Source organism: Pseudomonas sp. PSKL.D1 (genome assembly GCF_028898945.1).
Classification (GTDB): Bacteria; Pseudomonadota; Gammaproteobacteria; order Pseudomonadales; family Pseudomonadaceae; genus Aquipseudomonas.
Window position 1 is genome coordinate 15,358 of the sequence record NZ_CP118607.1, and the last position, 16,834, is coordinate 32,191.

Consider the following 16,834-nt stretch of genomic DNA (forward strand, 5'->3'; position numbering starts at 1 on the left):
TAGCCTTTACACTGCACCCAGCCCCAGCGCCTTCAAACGTCGATACAGTGTGCGTTCACTCAAGCCCAGATGACGCGCCAAATCACTGCGTGAGCCTTTGAACTGTTCCAGTGCCTGAGCCAGCTCGCCAAGATCGTGGGCCTTACCAAATGCCTTGGAAACAGACGGCGGGTGCGCAACGTCTTCCGGCAGATGCTCCGGCCGAATCAACCCATCGTCTGCAAACAGCCGAGCCCTCTCAAGCATGTTGCGCAATTCTCGGATGTTGCCCGGGAACGGATGCAGCCGCATGTGCGCGAGCGCTTGTTCGGTCAGCGTAGAGATCGGCTTGCCCGGCATACGCTTGAGCAGGCTTTCGGCGAGCAACGGAAGGTCTTCCAGACGCTCGCGCAAGGCAGGCAGACGGATAGGAAACCCACTGATTCGGTAATACAGGTCTTCGCGGAATGTGCCTGCTGCCACCATTTGTTTCAGCGGCTTATGGGTTGCTGAAACCAGCCGGAAATCTGCGTGAACCGTGCGCAGGCTGCCCACAGGGCGGAAACTGCCGGACTCGATCAGCCGCAGTAACTTGACCTGCATCGCCAAGGGTACTTCTCCAATTTCATCGAGGAACAACGTGCCACCATGTGCCGCCTCGGCCAAACCGATCTTGCGCTGATTGGCGCCCGTAAACGCCCCCTTCTCATAGCCGAACAGCTCACTTTCGAACAACGACTCCGTCAGCCCCGTGCAGTCGACCACCACCAGCGGCCCATTGGCGCGCGGGCTGCCCATATGGATTGCACGGGCAAACAACTCTTTGCCCGTGCCTGATTCACCCTGCAGCAACACCGGAATTTGCGCGGGTGCCGCCCGTTGCAGGCTGGCCAGTGCGGACTTGAAAGCAGGTGCTCGCCCGACCAGGCCTTGTTGTTGAGGCTGGGCTGAAGCCAGCGTGATACTGGTCAGGCGCTCGACAAAGGCAACCACCGCACCCTGCTTGTCCAGAATCGGCCGAAGCTCCACATCCACATGTTCGGGGCCACGGGGGGTGTGATGAATGTGCAGCACCCGCTCTGGCACCTTGCTGTCCCAGGCCTTGCGCATCGGGCAGTGCTCCCCGGCTTGATCGCATGGCATAGCGTAATGATGGGAAACCCGATGGCACTTTTGCCCGATCGGCGCTTGGTCGTTGTGGCCAAACTGCCGCCTGTATGCGGCATTGGCAGCAAGGATGTTGTAGTCGGTGTCCAGCACGATGGCAGGCAGCGCATCGTGTTCGAGGTACGAAACCAAGGCTAGGATTAGGGTATGGGGTTCAGGCATGACAGCACCGGATTGAAGACGCGCCCGAGAGTAACAAGGACTGCCACTCACTGCCATTGACTGTCAGTCGACTGCCAAGCGGACTGCCATTTCGCCATGCCGTTGTCACCGTTGCCCCGATTTCATGCGCTGTTGCGAGCGAGAACGCCTGGCATGCATCTTGATAAACCTCCTTTCACTGCCTGGAGCCTTTGACGGAACAGGCGGACAATCTGGAGAACGCGATGATCATCGGCAACAACCTGCAAGTGGAAGCCTTTTTCGACAAGGCAACCTCGACTATCAGCTACCTGGTGTTGGACCGTGAGACCAGCCACTGCGTGCTGATAGACAGCGTGCTGGATTACGACCCCAAGTCCGGCCGTACTGGCACCGAGTCGGCTGATCGATTGATCGGGCGGGTAGCTGAGCTGGGCGCCAAGGTGCAGTGGATTCTTGAAACACATGTTCACGCCGATCACTTGTCTGCTGCTGCCTACCTAAAATCCAAGGTTGGTGGGCATACCGCCATTGGTGCGCGAATCACCCAGGTCCAGAAAGTCTTCGGCGCGCTGTTCAATGCTGAGCCGGACTTTGCGCGGGACGGCAGCCAGTTCGATGTGCTGCTCGAAGATGAGGAAGGCTTCCGTATCGGTAACTTGCGAGCTCGCGCCCTGCACACGCCCGGCCATACGCCGGCCTGCATGAGTTACGTAGTGGAGGATGCAGGTGAAAAAGCGGTGTTCGTAGGCGACACCTTGTTTATGCCCGACTACGGCACTGCCCGCTGCGACTTCCCTGGCGCTGACGCCCGAACCTTGTACCGCTCGATACGACGATTGCTGGCCTACCCCGATCAAACTCAGCTGTTCATGTGCCACGACTACCTGCCAGGTGGGCGTGAAATGAAGTACGTCACCACCGTAGCCGAGCAGCGCGCCAACAATATCCACATCCATCAGGGCATCGACGAAGACAGCTTCGTGGCCATGCGTGAGGCGCGCGACAAAAGCCTCGACATGCCCGTGCTGATTTTGCCATCGGTGCAGGTGAACATGCGCAGTGGTCAGCTACCCAAGCCGGAAGAGAACGGAGTGCGCTACCTGAAGATCCCGTTGAACAAGTTCTGAGCGCACTGCCCCGCCATAAGATTTAAGGAAGTAACATCCCATGCCTGCCTTGCAACCCCCCGCCAGCGCCAACCATCACAAGGTGGTTGTCGTCGGTGCTGGCGCCGCCGGAATTGCCACCGTTGCCAGTTTGATTGCTCGTGAACCGTCGCTGGACATCGCCCTCATCGATCCCGCCGAAGTGCATTACTACCAGCCCGGTTGGACCATGGTTGGTGCGGGTGTATTCGATGCGCCAAGTACTGCTCGCGCCATGGCCTCAGTCATCCCGCGCGGCGTGCGCTGGGTGAAGGCGAAGGTGCGAACCTTTGACCCATCCGGCCAATCGGTAACCCTCGAAGACGGCCGCGTCATCTCCTATGAACAGTTGGTGGTCTGCTCTGGCCTCAAGCTTGACTGGGAGGCCATCGACGGCCTTGTCGACACGCTTGGGCGTAACGGAGTGACCTCCAACTATCGTTTTGACCTGGCGCCCTACACCTGGGAACTGGTGCGCAAGCTGAAGCAAGGACGCGCCCTGTTCTGCCAGCCACCCATGCCGATCAAATGTGCTGGCGCGCCCCAGAAAGCACTCTATCTGTCTTGTGACCACTGGTTACGCAGCGGCCGATTGGGCGCCGTCAAGGCTAGCTTCTTCAATGCAGGCGCTGTGCTGTTCGGTGTGCCTGACTATGTGCCAGCCCTGATGGGTTACATCGACAAGTACGGCGTTAACCTCAGTTACAGCCACCGGCTGACAGCGGTAGATGGCCCCAACCAACGTGCCACGTTCATTTGCACGCTGCCTGACGGCAGCACGCAAACGCGTACCGAGCCCTTCGACATGCTCCATGTGGTGCCACCGCAGTCAGCCCCCGACTTCATCCGCCAAAGCCCGCTGGCGGACGCTGCCGGATGGGTTGATGTCGACCCGCACACCCTGCGCCACCGCCGCTTTGGCAACATTCATGCACTGGGTGATGTGGCCAGCACCAGCAATGCCAAGACTGCCGCGGCGGCACGCAAGCAGGCACCGGTGGTGGCCAATAACGTGCTGGTGGCTTTAGGCAGGTTGCAATCGCTTGCCCACTACGACGGCTATGGTTCCTGCCCACTGACTGTCGAGCGAGGCAAGATTGTCCTGGCTGAGTTCACCTATGGGGGCAAGGTGGCACCGAGTTTTCCGCACTGGCTACTCGATGGTTGCAAGCCCACTCGTTTGGCGTGGTTGCTAAAGGCAAAGCTGCTGCCGCCGCTGTATTGGTATGGGATGCTCAAGGGGCGTGAATGGCTGGTGCGGCCCAAGCCGTTGGCGAACGAGGCAAGCCAGTGATTGAACATCAATTGTTGGGCGCCGGCTTAGGCGCGATCATTGGCGCGGTGTTGGCACTGACCGGCGCGGGTGGCGGCATTCTGGCTGTGCCACTATTGGTGTTTGGGCTCGGGCTTTCGATGGTCGAAGCCGCCCCCATCGGTTTGCTTGCAGTGGGCCTGGCCGCTTCGGTAGGTGCCGTGCTTGGCTTGCGTGAGGGGTTGGTGCGCTACCGTGCTGCATTGTTTATTGCGCTCATTGGTATAGCTGCCGCACCTTTGGGGTTGATGCTCGCGCATCGTTTGCCTAATACGCCATTGGCACTGATTTTTGCCGCCGTGCTGGTTTATGCCTGCTTGCGGATTTGGCGCAAAGCGGCCAAGGCATTGCGCGGGGAAGGCAACGAGGCCCATCGCTACATTGAGCCTTGTGTGCTCAATCCGCTGCAGGGGCGGCTGCGCTGGACCTTGCCGTGCGCACGCGCACTGGCCTTCACGGGAGCGATGGCGGGGCTGCTGTCAGGGTTGCTCGGTGTAGGGGGCGGCTTTGTCATCATCCCTGCGTTAAACCGTTACACCAACCTGCGCATGACGAGCATTGTTTCGACATCATTGGCGGTTATTGCACTGGTTTCCACGGGTAGCGTGGTCAGCGCCAGCATCGCTGGGCTGATGCACTGGCGTATTGGTGCGACTTTCGCTGTTGGCGCGGTGGTGGGTTTATTGCTGGCGCGGCCAATGGCCACCCGTTTGGCCGGGCCACGCCTGCAGCAGATGTTTGCCGTGGCGGGCTGGTTGGCGGCTGTGCTGCTGGCTGGCAAGGCGCTACTCGGCCAGTAAGTCCGCCTGTTCGGCAGCGCACAGGGCCAGCAGGTAGTCCCAGACAACCCGAAGGCGCACCGACTTGTGCAGCTCGCGCCGTGTGCAAATCCAATAGCTGCGCTGGATGGTTTCGTTGGGCAGTACGCGTACCAGCGTGGGGTCGTGGCGGGCCATGTAGTTGGGTAGCACAGCAATTCCCAGCCCGGTTCGGGCGGCGGTTTGCTGGGCGATCACGCTGGTACTGCGAAACACCACGTTAGGTGCCCGGCAGAAACTGTTGAGAAACAGTAGCTCCTGGCTGAACAACAAATCGTCCACGTAGCCAATCCAGCTGTGGCGGGCCAAATCCTCCCGGTTGCGCAGCGGTGGCGAGCGGTCCAGGTAGGCTTGGCTGGCATACAGTGCCAAGCGGTAATCGGTGAGCTTGCGGGTAATCAGCAGGTCCGCATTCGGCCGTTCCAGATGAATGCTGATTTCCGCTTCGCGATTAAGGATGCTCACGAACCGCGGCACGGCCACCAACTCCACTTCCAGCCCCGGGTAGCGAGCAAAAAGCTCACTCATGCGAGGCGTGAAGAACATGATGCCAATGCCTTCTGTCACGCCCAGCCTGATTTTGCCCAGCGGGGTAATGGCCTGGGTAATTTCTTCCTGCGCCAGCAGGGCGACATTCTCCATGGCTTCTGCATGTTTGAGCAGTGCCTGGCCCGAAGGCGTCAGCTCGTAACCCTGGGCATGTTGCACAAACAACGGCGTACCCAGGCTCTTCTCGATGCTTTCGATATGCCGGGCGACGGTGCTGTGAGTGGTATTGAGGCGCTTCGCTGCAGTCAGCAGGCGACCGCTGCGCTGCAATTCGAGGAAAAACCGCAGATCGTTCCAGTCGAACATGCTGATCCTTGTGGCTGTGCTAAAACGCACAACAGCTGCGCGAAATCTCGTGTTTCCACAGCGAAAATAATCAATAAGATGTAGGACGACAAGAACAATAATCAGGCGCGAGGTTGCACATGCCGTCAGCCGATTCTGTCTTTGATTACGTGGTCGTAGGTGCCGGTCCCGCCGGCTGCCTGTTGGCCAATCGCCTCTCCGCCGACCCTTCCTGCCGCGTCCTGCTGCTCGAAGCCGGTGGCCGTGACAACTATCCCTGGATTCACATTCCTGTCGGATACCTCTACTGCATTGGCAACCCACGAACCGATTGGTGCTTCAAAACCGAAGCACAGCCGGGGTTGGGCGGTCGCAGCCTGGGTTATCCAAGGGGCAAGGTGCTGGGTGGTTGTTCCTCAATCAACGGCATGATCTACATGCGTGGCCAGGCCGCCGACTACGATCAATGGGCCGAACAAGGTAATGAGGGGTGGGCCTGGAAAGACGTGCTGCCGTTGTTCAAGGCAAGCGAAAACCACTTTGCCGGCGCCAGCGAGCACCATGGCAGTACCGGAGAATGGCGCGTTGAGCGCCAGCGCTACAGCTGGCCGATACTCGATGCCTTCCGCGATGCCGCCGAGCAGAGCGGCATTGGCAAGGTTGATGACTTCAACACTGGTGACAACCAAGGCTGTGGATATTTTCAGGTCAACCAGCGAAGCGGTGTGCGCTGGAACGCTTCCAAGGCTTTTTTACGCCCCATCAAGAATCGCCCCAACCTTACCGTCCTGACGGGTGTGCAGGTTGATCAGGTATTGCTCAACAATACCCGTGCGCGTGCTGTGAAAGCCCTGTGGCAAGGCGCGTGGCATGAGTTCGGTGCGCGTCGCGAAATCATTCTGTGCGCGGGTGCCGTGGGTTCGCCCGGCATCCTCCAGCGCTCAGGCATTGGCCCGCGCAAGCTTCTCGAAAGCCTCGGGATTGGCGTGCGTCACGACATGCCCGGCGTGGGTGGCAACCTGCAGGACCACCTGCAACTGCGGCTGATCTACCAAATTCGCAACACTCGTACCCTCAACCAGATGGCCAACAGCCTGTGGGGCAAGGTGGGCATGGGCCTGCGCTACCTCTACGACCGCAGCGGCCCGCTGGCCATGGCGCCGAGCCAGCTGGGCGCTTTTGTGCGTTCAGGCCCGGAGTACGCCACCCCTAACCTGCAATACCATGTGCAACCCCTGTCGCTGGAGCGATTCGGCGAGCCGTTGCACCGCTTCCCGGCCTTTACCGCTTCAGTATGCAACCTGCGCCCTGCCAGCCGAGGGCGCATCGATATTTGCAGCACGGACATCAACAGTGCGCCGCGGATCGACCCGAACTACCTCAGTGACCCGCAAGATTTGCGTGTGGCCGCCGCCGCCATTAGCCTCACCCGTCGCATCGTTCAGGCCCCTGCCCTTGCCGCATTCGAACCTAAGGAGTACCTGCCAGGCCCTGCGCTGCAAACCGAGCAAGACCTGTTCGACGCTGCCGGCAAGATCGGTACAACCATCTTCCACCCGGTCGGTACGTGCCGCATGGGCAATGGTGATACGGACGTTGTGGATAACCAGCTGCGTGTGCATGGCATCCCTGGCCTGCGCGTGGCGGATGCTTCGATCATGCCGCAGATCACTTCCGGCAATACCTGCTCACCCACTCTCATGATTGCCGAAAAAGCGGCACAACTGATCCTTAAAGGAGCTGCCACCCAGACCTACTTAAACGAAGACGCGATACCGACGCCCTGACCCGGGTGCGTGCAGTAGCGGCAGCTTGCGGTCGAAGGCTGCCGACAGTGGAACAACAAGAATAATCACTGTGGCCTGCGGGCCGAGGACAGCAACGATGTCGGATTACATCCAGGAGCAGGGTGCGGCTGCGAGCAGTTCCAGCCGTCGTGAAGAACGCAAGATCATTTTCGCGTCATCCCTCGGGACAGTGTTCGAGTGGTATGACTTTTTTCTCTACGGCGCGCTGGCCGCGGTCATCAGCAAGCAGTTCTTTGCTGGTGTGAACGACACCACCGCCTTCATTTTCGCACTCATGGCCTTTGCTGCCGGCTTCCTGGTGCGGCCCTTCGGCGCGCTGGTATTCGGCCGCCTGGGTGACATGATCGGGCGCAAATACACCTTCCTTATCACCATCGTGCTGATGGGTCTGTCGACCTTTGCGGTTGGTCTTTTACCTACTTACGCCAGCATTGGTATTGCCGCACCGATCATCTTGGTGATCCTGCGCATGCTTCAAGGGCTGGCGCTGGGCGGTGAATACGGCGGCGCTGCTACTTATGTGGCGGAGCATGCCCCACCAGGAAAACGTGGTTTCCATACGGGCTTCATCCAGTCCACGGCAACACTCGGCCTGCTGCTGTCGCTGCTCGTGGTATTGGGCAGCCGCTATATCAGTGGGGATCAGTTCGAAACGTGGGGCTGGCGCCTGCCCTTCCTGCTGTCGATCGTGCTGCTGGCGATTTCCACCTGGATCCGCATGAGCATGCACGAGTCGCCAGCCTTCGTGAAAATGAAGGCTCAGGGCAAGGTCAGCAAGTCGCCTATACGTGAATCGTTCACTTCCTGGCCCAACCTCAAGGTCGTGCTCACTGCCCTTTTCAGCATCAACGCAGGGCAAGCTGTCACCTTCTACACAGCGCAGTTCTATGTGCTGTTCTTCATGACCCAGATGCTCAAGATGGACCCGGCCCAGGCCAACACCCTGTTGATCATCAGCGTGGTGATTGGCGCCCCGTTCTTCGTATTCTTTGGCTGGCTATCGGACCGAATCGGGCGCAAGCCGATCCTCATGCTTGGCCTGTTGCTGGCCACGGTACTGTACTTCCCGATGTTCAAGGCCTTGAGCCATTACGCCAACCCGCAAATCGATGCAGCCAGCCGTCAGGCGCCCATTGTGGTCACCGCTGATCCGCAAACCTGCACCTTCCAGTTCGACCCGGTTGGCAAGGCGCGCTTCGACAGCCCGTGCGACAAGGTCAAGACGTTCCTGGTCAAACAGGGTCTGCCTTACAGCTCGGTGAATGTGGCGGGCAGCGCGGTGGTGGTGAACATCGGTGACAAGTCCATCAACGGGTTTGATGAAGCGGCCATGCGAACCGCAATTGAACAGGCTGGCTACCCGGCGAAGGCGGACCCGGCGCAGGTCAATCAAGTGATGGTAGTGGTGCTGATCGTGGCGATGATCCTGATCGCGACCATGACCTACGGCCCGCTGGCAGCGGTGATGGTCGAGCTGTTCCCGACCCGCATCCGCTACACCTCGATGTCCCTGCCCTATCACATCGGCAATGGCTGGTTCGGTGGTTTCCTGCCGACGGTATCGTTTGCGCTTGTGGTGTACACAGGGGACATTTTCTATGGGCTTTGGTACCCAGTGTTAGTGACCGGGATCAGCCTGGTGGTGGGGATCTTCTGCCTCAAGGAAACCAGAGACGTGGATATCGACAAGGTCTGAGATAGCCATAAAAAAACCGGCTGTAAAAGCCGGTTTTTTTATGCCCCGAAAAAACTTATGCACGATTTTCAGAAAAATGTCATACAAGGAAATAAATAGCTAATTCATGCACTTAGCATCGACTTCAAGCATTTCATCCAAAAATTGCACACAAGTTATCCACAGATGGTCAGGCAATTTGCTCTTGCGGTTTTTCGTCCACCGGAGGCAGTGACCCCATTGCCCGCTGAGTGGCTTCGTTCCACGCTGCCGCGCGATCATTAAGCTCGGCAATGGCGCGTGGCCCTGTCCCTTCTGCGTACATTGGCTTGCCAATCACCACTTCGATGGTGCCCGGGCGCTTGCCCCACCCAGCCTTGGGCCAGAACTTGCCAGCGTTGTGGGCGATCGGCAGAACCGGCAGCCCGGCGTTCACCGCCAGCGCTGTACCGCCTCGGGAAAACTTGCCCACCGTACCGAATGGCACGCGAGTGCCTTCCGGGAAGATCAATACCCACACCTTCTGCTTGAGCAGCTCGTCACCCTTGCTGGCCACCTGGCGCAGGGCTTCCTTGGGGTTGTCGCGATTGATGGCGATCGGCCGCAACATAGCCATGGCCCAGCCAAAGAATGGCACATACAGCAGTTCACGCTTGAGCACCTGGCTCAGTGGCGAAAAGTACTGGGAAAGGAAGAAGGTTTCCCAGGTGCTCTGATGGTTCGACAGGATCACGCAAGGCTCATTCGGCACGTTCTCGGCGCCGGTGACCTTGTAATCAATGCCAAGAACAGTGCGGCTCAGAAACACCGCACAGCGGCACCAGTAAACGTTGATGAACTTGTAGCGCTTGGGGAACGACAGAAAAGGCGCGACAAAAAAGCTCAGGGAGCACCACAGCAGCGAACTGGTGCCCAGCAGCAGGTAAAAAAGAAAGATTCTGATCGCCTGCAGGATCGACATAGTGGCATGTACCGTTGCGGGCTTGCCCGCCTAAGAAAAATGCGCCAACGAAGGCGCATCGTTTAAATTAGTTCTCTGGCGATAGCTGCCAGATCGTCGAAAATGAGTGTAGTTTCAGGGACACCTTTTTCCAGGGTCCGCTCGCCCTTGCCGGTTTTCACCAACACGGGTTGTGCACCGACGGCCAGGGCGGCCTCCAGGTCACCTTTGCTGTCGCCGACGAACCATACACCGCGCAGGTCGGCCTGGTAATGGTCGGCGATTGCCCGCAGCATGCCGGGTTTGGGCTTACGGCAATCGCAGCCTTCGTCCGGCCCGTGCGGGCAATACACGATATGGCCCACTTCGCCGCCCAGTTCGGCCACCAGCACGCGCAAACGCGCATGCATGGCGTCTAGGGTTTCCAGCGGGTAATAGCCGCGTGCAATGCCGGACTGGTTGGTGGCAACGGCCACCGTCCAGCCAGCTTTGCTCAACTGCGCGATTGCCTCGATCGAGCCGGGGATCGGGATCCACTCCTCCAGCGACTTGATGTAGGCGTCGGAGTCTTGGTTGATCACCCCGTCACGATCGAGAATCAGCAGTTTCAAGGCTTACCCCAGCAGCGAAATGTCGGCAACGCCCAGGAACAGGCCGCGCAGGCGGCTGAGCAGGGCATAACGGTTGGCACGTACCTTGGCGTCCTCGGCGTTGACCATCACCGCCTCGAAGAAGGCGTCGACCGGGTCACGCAGGGCTGCCAGGCGGGCCAGCGACTCACTGTACTGGCGTGCGGCAGCCATCGGCTGCACGGCCTGGTCGGCCTGCTGGATGGCCGAGTACAGGGAGAACTCGTTGGCGTTGTCGAAGTACTTGGGCTCCACCTGCTCGGCGATGGCACCTTCGGCTTTGCTCAGCAGGTTCGACACGCGCTTGTTCACCGCCGCCAAGGCTTCGGCTTCCGGCAGCTTGCGGAATGCCTGCACGGCCTGTACGCGCTGGTCGAAGTCCAGGGCAGAGCCCGGCTTCAGGGCACGGACCGACAGATAGGTCGCCACGTCGATGCCTTCGTCTTCATAACGCGCACGCAGACGGTCGAAGATGAACTCCAGCACCTGATCGGCCAGGCCGGCAGCCTTGACCTTGGCACCGAACTGCTTGACCGCGAACTCGACCGCGGTGGTCAGGTCCAGGTCCAGTTGCTTCTCGATCAGAATGCGCAGCACGCCCAGGGCGGCACGGCGCAGGGCGTACGGGTCTTTGCTGCCGGTGGGAAGCATGCCGATGCCGAAAATGCCGACCAAAGTGTCGAGCTTGTCGGCAATGGCCACGGCAGCACCGGTCAGGGTCTGCGGCAGCTCGGCGCCAGCACCACGCGGCATGTACTGCTCGTTCAGGGCCAGGGCGACGTCTTCCGGCTCGCCGTCGTTCAGTGCGTAGTAGTAGCCGGCAACGCCCTGCATTTCAGGGAATTCGCCGACCATTTCGGTGGCCAGGTCGCACTTCGACAGCAGGCCGGCACGGCCAGCGCGCTGGGCGTCGCCGCCGATCAGCGGGGCGATGAAGGCAGCCAGTTTGGAAACACGCTCGGCCTTGTCATAGACAGTGCCCAACTGAGCCTGGAAGACCACGTTTTTCAGGCGCTCGTTGAAGGTTTCCAGCGGCTGCTTCTTGTCTTGCTTGAAGAAGAACTCGGCGTCGGTCAGGCGTGGGCGCACGACCTTCTCGTTACCCTGCACGATCTGCTTGGGGTCACGGCTTTCAACGTTGGCCACGGTGATGAAGCGTGGCAGCAGCTTGCCTTCGCTGTCCAGCAGGCAGAAGTACTTCTGGTTGTCCTGCATGGTGGTGATCAGGGCTTCTTGCGGCACCTCGAGGAAACGTTCCTCGAACGAGCACACCAGCGGCACCGGCCACTCGACCAGCGCGGTCACCTCGTCCAGTAGCGCCGGCGGCACGATGGCAGTGCCTTCCTGCTGCATGGCCAGCTCGGCGGTACGCTTGCTGATCAGCTCGCGGCGCTCGGCGAAGTCTGCCAGCACGTAGGCTTTGCGCAGGTCTTCGGCGTAGTTGGCCGGGGTGGTGATGACCACGTTTTCCGGGTGGTGGAAACGGTGCCCACGGGATTCACGGCCAGCTTTCTGCGACAGGATGGTGCAATCCACAACCTGGTCGCCGAGCAGCATCACCAACCACTGGGTTGGGCGCACGAACTCTTCACGGCTGGCAGCCCAGCGCATGCGCTTGGGAATCGGCAGGTCGTTAAGCGAGTCTTCGATGATGGTCGGCAGCAGGCTGGCGGTGGCTTTACCCGGGATGTGCTGGGAGAAGCGCAGCTTCGGGCCGCTCTGGTCGATTTCGGACAGCTCAACGCCACACTTCTTGGCAAAGCCCAGCGCAGCCTGAGTCGGTTGGCCTTCTGCGTTGAACGCCGCCTGCATGGGCGGGCCGTCGATATTGATGCTGCGGTCTGGCTGCTGCACATCGAGCTGGCGGATCAGTACGGCCAGGCGACGTGGCGCGGCGTAGACCTGCTTGCCGGTGTAGTTCAGGCCAGCGGCCTGCAAGCCTTTCTCGATACCGGCCAGGAAGGCGTCACCCAGCGAAGCCAGGGCCTTGGGTGGCAGCTCTTCGGTGCCCAGTTCTACCAGGAAATCTTGAGCACTCATTGTGCAGCCTCCAGCTTCGCCAACACTTCGTCACGCAGTTCAGGGGTGGCCATCGGGAAGCCCAGGCGTGCACGGGCTTGCAGATAGCTTTGCGCCACGTCCCGGGCCAGGGTACGTACGCGCAGGATGTAACGCTGGCGCTCGGTTACCGAGATGGCGCGGCGGGCGTCCAGCAAGTTGAAGGTGTGCGAGGCCTTCAGGACCATTTCGTAGGTCGGCAGCGGCAGTTCCAGCTTGATCAGGCGGTTGGCTTCGCTTTCGTAGAAGTCGAACAGTTCGAACAGCTTCTCGACGTTGGCGTGCTCGAAGTTGTAGGTCGACTGCTCCACCTCGTTCTGGTGGAACACATCGCCATAGGTCACCTTGCCGAACGGGCCGTCAGCCCATACCAGGTCGTACACCGAGTCGACGCCTTGGATGTACATGGCCAGGCGTTCCAGGCCGTAGGTGATTTCACCGGTAACCGGGTAGCACTCGATGCCGCCAACCTGCTGGAAGTAGGTGAACTGAGTCACCTCCATGCCGTTGAGCCAGATTTCCCAGCCCAGGCCCCAGGCGCCCAGCGTCGGCGATTCCCAGTTGTCTTCGACGAAGCGGATGTCGTGGACCAGCGGGTCCAGGCCGATGGCTTTCAGCGAGCCGAGGTACAGCTCCTGGAAGTTGGCCGGGTTTGGCTTGAGCACCACCTGGAACTGGTAGTAGTGCTGAAGGCGGTTGGGGTTTTCGCCATACCGCCCGTCGGCAGGGCGACGGCTAGGCTGCACGTAGGCGGCGTTCCAGGTTTCTGGACCCACCGCGCGCAGGAATGTAGCGGTGTGGAAAGTGCCGGCGCCTACTTCCATATCGTAGGGCTGAAGCACCACACAACCTTGAGCTGCCCAGTAGTTTTGCAGGGCGAGGATCAGGTCTTGGAAGGTACGCACGGCTGGCGTAGGCTGGCTCACGAAATTCACCTGTATCTGGGGATGCGGATGTAAAGAGCGGGAGTATAACCTGATTCGCCTCGCCCTCTACTCATTGGAGCCTTATGCCACGCTGCTTTTGGTGTACCGACGATCCGTTGTACCAGGCCTACCACGACCAGGAATGGGGAACGCCACAGCGTGACCCGGCGTTGCTCTTCGAGATGCTTTTGCTCGAAGGGTTCCAGGCGGGGTTGTCGTGGATCACCGTTTTGAAGAAACGCGAGCGTTACCGGGAGGTGCTGCATGGCTTCGACCCGGTGAAACTGGCGCAGATGAGTGACGAGCGGATCGAGGAATTGATGCTCGACGCCGGCATCATCCGCAACCGCCTCAAGCTCAAGGCTGCCCGGCGCAACGCGCAGGCCTGGCTGGCTGTGGATAACCCGGGCGAGTGGCTTTGGTCGTTCGTCGGCGGTAAGCCGAAGATCAATCACTTCAATGATCGCAGCCAGGTCCCAGCCGTTACCGACGAAGCCAAGGCCATGAGCAAAGCATTGCAGAAGGCCGGCTTCACCTTTGTGGGCCCGACCATTTGCTACGCCTTCATGCAAGCCACCGGCATGGTCATGGACCACACCACCGATTGCGATCGCTACGCCGCCTTGTTGCGCTGAGGGGTTACAATGCCCGCCTTGCTGAAATAAGGAATTCGCCTGTGGAAAAGTTCAAGGGCGCCCTGATGGTCGGGGTGCTGCGTCTGTTTGCCAAGCTGCCCTGGGGCGCGGTGCAGCGCGTCGGCGCCGGGATAGGCTGGCTGATGTGGAAAGTCCCCAATGGCTCGCGCAATGTCGTGCGCATCAACCTGGCCAAGTGTTTCCCGGAGATGGACCCTGCCGAGCGTGAGCAGTTGGTGGGCCGTGCACTCAAGGACATCGGCAAGTCTTTTGTCGAAAGCGCCTGTGCCTGGATCTGGCCACCGCAGCGTTCGCTGGAGCTGGTCAAGGAAGTGCATGGCCTGGAAGTGCTGGAGCAGGCCTTGGCCTCGGGCAAGGGCGTGGTCGGCATCACCAGCCATCTGGGTAACTGGGAAGTGCTCAACCACTTCTATTGCAACCAGTGCAAACCGATCATTTTCTATCGCCCGCCAAAGCTCAAAGCCGTGGATGACCTGTTGCGCGAACAGCGCGTGCAGATGGGCAACCGCGTGGCGCCTTCGACCAAGGAAGGCATTCTCAGTGTGATCAAGGAAGTGCGCCGTGGTGGCCAGGTGGGTATTCCGGCTGACCCGGAGCCGGCTGAATCGGCTGGGGTGTTCGTGCCTTTCCTGGGTACACAGGCGCTGACCAGCAAGTTTGTGCCGAACATGTTGGCGGGTGGCAAGGCGGTAGGCGTTTTCCTGCATGCCCTGCGGTTGCCGGATGGCTCGGGCTTCAGAGTGATTCTGGAAGCGGCGCCTGAAGCGATGTACAGCACGGATGTGACCGAGTCGGCGGCGGCCATGAGCAAGGTGGTTGAGCGCTATGTGCGCGAGTACCCAAGCCAGTACATGTGGAGCATGAAGCGCTTCAAAAAGCGCCCGGCTGGCGAGCCGCGCTGGTATTGAGCATTTCACCGTTCCTTGTAGGAGCGGCTTTAGCCGCGAACACCGGCGAAGCCGGTGCCATGCACCGCGTTGCCTGCTTCGCGGCTGAAGCCGCTCCTACAGGGGCCGCGTCAGCTTGAAGCTTTGTTGAGCTTCTTCAGGAACACGGTCATCTCTTTCTCGGCCTGCTTGTCCCCATGCGCCTGCGCCGCTGCAATCCCCTCCTCCCAAGCCTTGCGCGCCGCCGCAAGGTCACCCTGCTGCTGATGCGCCTTGCCCAACAGCTTCCAGGCTGCCGAATACTTCGGGTCCTGCTCCACGCACCGCGCCAGGTGCACGGCCGCCTCGGCACCATTGCCCTCATCCAGCCAGGCTTTGCCCAGGCCAAACCGCAACAGCGGGTTGTCCACACCCTTGGCCAGCATCTTTTCCAGCGACTCGCGCATGCCGTTTTTCCTTAGAAGAAGGTCAAGCCGACGTGGAACAGTTTTTCCACATCGCGGATCTGCTTTTTATCCACAACGAACAGGATCACATGGTCACCCGTCTCGATCACCGTATCGTCATGGGCGATCATCACTTCTTCTTCGCGAATGATTGCGCCAATGGTGGTGCCCGGTGGCAGGTTGATGTTCTCGATGGCCTTGCCCACCACCTTGCTCGATTTCGCATCGCCATGGGCCACCGCTTCGATCGCCTCTGCCGCACCACGACGCAGCGAGTGCACGCTGACGATATCGCCACGGCGCACATGCGCCAGCAGTGTACCGATGGTGGCCAGCTGCGGGCTGATGGCGATGTCGATATCGCCACCCTGCACCAGGTCGACATAGGCCGGGTTGTTGATGATGGTCATCACCTTGCGGGCACCCAGCCGCTTGGCAAGCAGCGACGACATGATGTTGGCCTCGTCGTCGTTGGTCAGGGCCAGGAAGATATCGGCGTCGGCGATATTTTCTTCCAGCATCAGGTCCTTGTCCGAGGCGCTACCCTGCAGCACCACGGTACTTTCCAGGGTGTCGGACAGATGACGGCAGCGGGCCGGGCTCATCTCGATGATCTTCACCTGGTAGCGGCTTTCGATGGCCTCGGCCAGGCGTTCGCCGATCTGGCCACCACCGGCGATGACCACGCGCTTGTTGGTTTCGTCGATGCGGCGTAGCTCACCCATCACGGCGCGAATGTCTTTTTTCGCGGCAATGAAGAACACTTCGTCGTCCGCCTCGATCACCGTATCACCGCGCGGGGTAATCGGCCGGTCGCGGCGGAAGATGGCCGCCACGCGGGTGTCGACGTTTGGCATGTGCGCACGGATCTGGCGCAGTTGCTGGCCTACCAGGGGGCCGCCGTAATAGGCCTTTACTGCCACCAGCTGCGCTTTGCCTTCGGCAAAGTCGATCACCTGTAATGAGCCCGGGTGCTCGATCAGGCGTTTTATGTAGTTGGTAACCACCTGTTCGGGGCTGATCAGCACGTCCACCGGAATGTGGTCGTTGTCGAACAGCTCTTCGCGGGTAAGGTAGGCCGATTCACGCACCCGGGCGATCTTGGTTGGGGTATGGAACAGCGAGTAGGCCACCTGGCAGGCCACCATGTTGGTTTCGTCGCTGTTGGTAACGGCCACCAGCATGTCGGCATCGTCGGCGCCGGCTTGGCGCAGCACGGTCGGCAGCGAGCCGCGGCCCTGTACGGTGCGGATGTCCAGACGGTCGCCCAGATCCCGCAGGCGCTCGCCGTCGGTGTCGACCACAGTGATGTCGTTGGCTTCGCTGGCCAAGTGCTCTGCCAGCGTGCCGCCGACCTGCCCTGCGCCGAGGATGATGATCTTCATCCGCTAGTTCCTACCCTTCTTGTTC

The 16,834-nt window shown here is 60.2% G+C and carries 15 protein-coding genes; 7 read left to right on the plus strand and 8 right to left on the minus strand.

All coding sequences use genetic code 11. The features are described from left to right. Window positions 1-6: 6 nt before the first annotated feature. Window positions 7-1,308 (minus strand): sigma-54 interaction domain-containing protein, encoded by a 1,302-nt coding sequence (locus PVV54_RS00060; RefSeq protein WP_274908018.1) that lies wholly within the window; start codon window positions 1,306-1,308, stop codon window positions 7-9. A gap of 224 nt (window positions 1,309-1,532) precedes the next feature. Between PVV54_RS00060 and PVV54_RS00065 the strand changes: the two genes are divergently transcribed. The 3 genes from PVV54_RS00065 to PVV54_RS00075 are packed head-to-tail and all read left to right on the plus strand — an operon-like array spanning window position 1,533 to window position 4,547. Then, a complete protein-coding gene (locus PVV54_RS00065) occupies window positions 1,533-2,417 on the plus strand; it encodes an MBL fold metallo-hydrolase (protein ID WP_274908019.1) in 885 nt (294 codons plus the stop codon). 40 nt (window positions 2,418-2,457) lie between these two features. Continuing rightward, on the plus strand, window positions 2,458-3,729 hold the full coding sequence (locus tag PVV54_RS00070; protein WP_274908020.1) for an NAD(P)/FAD-dependent oxidoreductase: 1,272 nt from the start codon (window positions 2,458-2,460) through the stop codon (window positions 3,727-3,729). After that, the gene (locus tag PVV54_RS00075; RefSeq protein ID WP_274908021.1) at window positions 3,726-4,547 is read left to right on the plus strand and encodes a sulfite exporter TauE/SafE family protein; all 822 of its coding nucleotides are present in this window, start codon (window positions 3,726-3,728) and stop codon (window positions 4,545-4,547) included. The genes PVV54_RS00070 and PVV54_RS00075 overlap by 4 nt, the downstream gene beginning before the upstream one ends. Here PVV54_RS00075 and PVV54_RS00080 read toward each other — a convergent pair. After that, on the minus strand, window positions 4,533-5,420 hold the full coding sequence (locus PVV54_RS00080) for a LysR family transcriptional regulator (RefSeq protein ID WP_274908022.1): 888 nt from the start codon (window positions 5,418-5,420) through the stop codon (window positions 4,533-4,535). The two genes, PVV54_RS00075 and PVV54_RS00080, sit on opposite strands and share 15 nt — an antisense overlap. Window positions 5,421-5,539: 119 nt before the next feature. Here PVV54_RS00080 and PVV54_RS00085 point away from each other — a divergent pair, with 119 nt between their 5' ends. Continuing rightward, the gene (locus PVV54_RS00085; protein WP_274908023.1) at window positions 5,540-7,186 is read left to right on the plus strand and encodes a GMC family oxidoreductase; all 1,647 of its coding nucleotides are present in this window, start codon (window positions 5,540-5,542) and stop codon (window positions 7,184-7,186) included. A 97-nt stretch (window positions 7,187-7,283) separates the two neighbouring features. Then, window positions 7,284-8,903, plus strand: coding sequence for an MFS transporter (locus PVV54_RS00090; RefSeq protein ID WP_274908024.1), 1,620 nt, complete (start codon window positions 7,284-7,286; stop codon window positions 8,901-8,903). A gap of 169 nt (window positions 8,904-9,072) precedes the next feature. On the opposite strand, the gene PVV54_RS00095 is transcribed toward PVV54_RS00090, so the two are convergent. From PVV54_RS00095 to glyQ, 4 genes are all read right to left on the minus strand, one after another. After that, window positions 9,073-9,843, minus strand: coding sequence for a lysophospholipid acyltransferase family protein (locus PVV54_RS00095; protein ID WP_274908025.1), 771 nt, complete (start codon window positions 9,841-9,843; stop codon window positions 9,073-9,075). A gap of 62 nt (window positions 9,844-9,905) precedes the next feature. After that, window positions 9,906-10,433 (minus strand): D-glycero-beta-D-manno-heptose 1,7-bisphosphate 7-phosphatase, encoded by a 528-nt coding sequence (gmhB, locus tag PVV54_RS00100; RefSeq protein ID WP_274908026.1) that lies wholly within the window; start codon window positions 10,431-10,433, stop codon window positions 9,906-9,908. 3 nt (window positions 10,434-10,436) lie between these two features. After that, window positions 10,437-12,491 (minus strand): glycine--tRNA ligase subunit beta, encoded by a 2,055-nt coding sequence (gene glyS, locus PVV54_RS00105; RefSeq protein WP_274908027.1) that lies wholly within the window; start codon window positions 12,489-12,491, stop codon window positions 10,437-10,439. Next, window positions 12,488-13,435 (minus strand): glycine--tRNA ligase subunit alpha, encoded by a 948-nt coding sequence (gene glyQ, locus PVV54_RS00110; RefSeq protein ID WP_027592054.1) that lies wholly within the window; start codon window positions 13,433-13,435, stop codon window positions 12,488-12,490. Before glyQ ends, glyS begins: the two co-directional genes overlap by 4 nt. 83 nt (window positions 13,436-13,518) lie before the next feature. Between glyQ and PVV54_RS00115 the strand changes: the two genes are divergently transcribed. Together PVV54_RS00115 and PVV54_RS00120 are read left to right on the plus strand one after the other, a co-directional pair. Next, window positions 13,519-14,070 (plus strand): DNA-3-methyladenine glycosylase I, encoded by a 552-nt coding sequence (locus PVV54_RS00115; RefSeq protein ID WP_274908028.1) that lies wholly within the window; start codon window positions 13,519-13,521, stop codon window positions 14,068-14,070. Between the two features lie 41 nt (window positions 14,071-14,111). Continuing rightward, complete coding sequence (locus tag PVV54_RS00120) at window positions 14,112-14,999, plus strand: lysophospholipid acyltransferase (protein ID WP_274908029.1); 888 nt, start codon at window positions 14,112-14,114, stop codon at window positions 14,997-14,999. Window positions 15,000-15,109: 110 nt separating this feature from the next. Here the strand turns inward: PVV54_RS00120 and PVV54_RS00125 are convergent, their stop codons facing one another. Both PVV54_RS00125 and trkA read right to left on the minus strand, forming a co-directional pair. Next, window positions 15,110-15,424: a tetratricopeptide repeat protein gene (locus PVV54_RS00125; protein ID WP_274908030.1), complete on the minus strand. Its 315-nt coding sequence runs from the start codon at window positions 15,422-15,424 to the stop codon at window positions 15,110-15,112. Window positions 15,425-15,435: 11 nt separating this feature from the next. Further along, a complete protein-coding gene (gene trkA / locus PVV54_RS00130; RefSeq protein WP_274908031.1) occupies window positions 15,436-16,809 on the minus strand; it encodes a Trk system potassium transporter TrkA in 1,374 nt (457 codons plus the stop codon). Window positions 16,810-16,834 lie beyond the last annotated feature (25 nt).

Bases quoted from the DNA above. Each gene is read 5' to 3' on its own strand.
- PVV54_RS00080 (WP_274908022.1), bottom strand. From the start codon at position 5,420: ATGTTCGACTGGAACGATCTGCGGTTTTTCCTCGAATTGCAGCGCAGC.
- PVV54_RS00095 (WP_274908025.1), bottom strand. From the start codon at position 9,843: ATGTCGATCCTGCAGGCGATCAGAATCTTTCTTTTTTACCTGCTGCTG.
- PVV54_RS00085 (WP_274908023.1), top strand. From the start codon at position 5,540: ATGCCGTCAGCCGATTCTGTCTTTGATTACGTGGTCGTAGGTGCCGGT.
- PVV54_RS00125 (WP_274908030.1), bottom strand. From the start codon at position 15,424: ATGCGCGAGTCGCTGGAAAAGATGCTGGCCAAGGGTGTGGACAACCCG.
- trkA (WP_274908031.1), bottom strand. From the start codon at position 16,809: ATGAAGATCATCATCCTCGGCGCAGGGCAGGTCGGCGGCACGCTGGCA.
- PVV54_RS00115 (WP_274908028.1), top strand. From the start codon at position 13,519: ATGCCACGCTGCTTTTGGTGTACCGACGATCCGTTGTACCAGGCCTAC.
- PVV54_RS00090 (WP_274908024.1), top strand. From the start codon at position 7,284: ATGTCGGATTACATCCAGGAGCAGGGTGCGGCTGCGAGCAGTTCCAGC.
- PVV54_RS00060 (WP_274908018.1), bottom strand. From the start codon at position 1,308: ATGCCTGAACCCCATACCCTAATCCTAGCCTTGGTTTCGTACCTCGAA.
- PVV54_RS00070 (WP_274908020.1), top strand. From the start codon at position 2,458: ATGCCTGCCTTGCAACCCCCCGCCAGCGCCAACCATCACAAGGTGGTT.
- glyS (WP_274908027.1), bottom strand. From the start codon at position 12,491: ATGAGTGCTCAAGATTTCCTGGTAGAACTGGGCACCGAAGAGCTGCCA.
- PVV54_RS00065 (WP_274908019.1), top strand. From the start codon at position 1,533: ATGATCATCGGCAACAACCTGCAAGTGGAAGCCTTTTTCGACAAGGCA.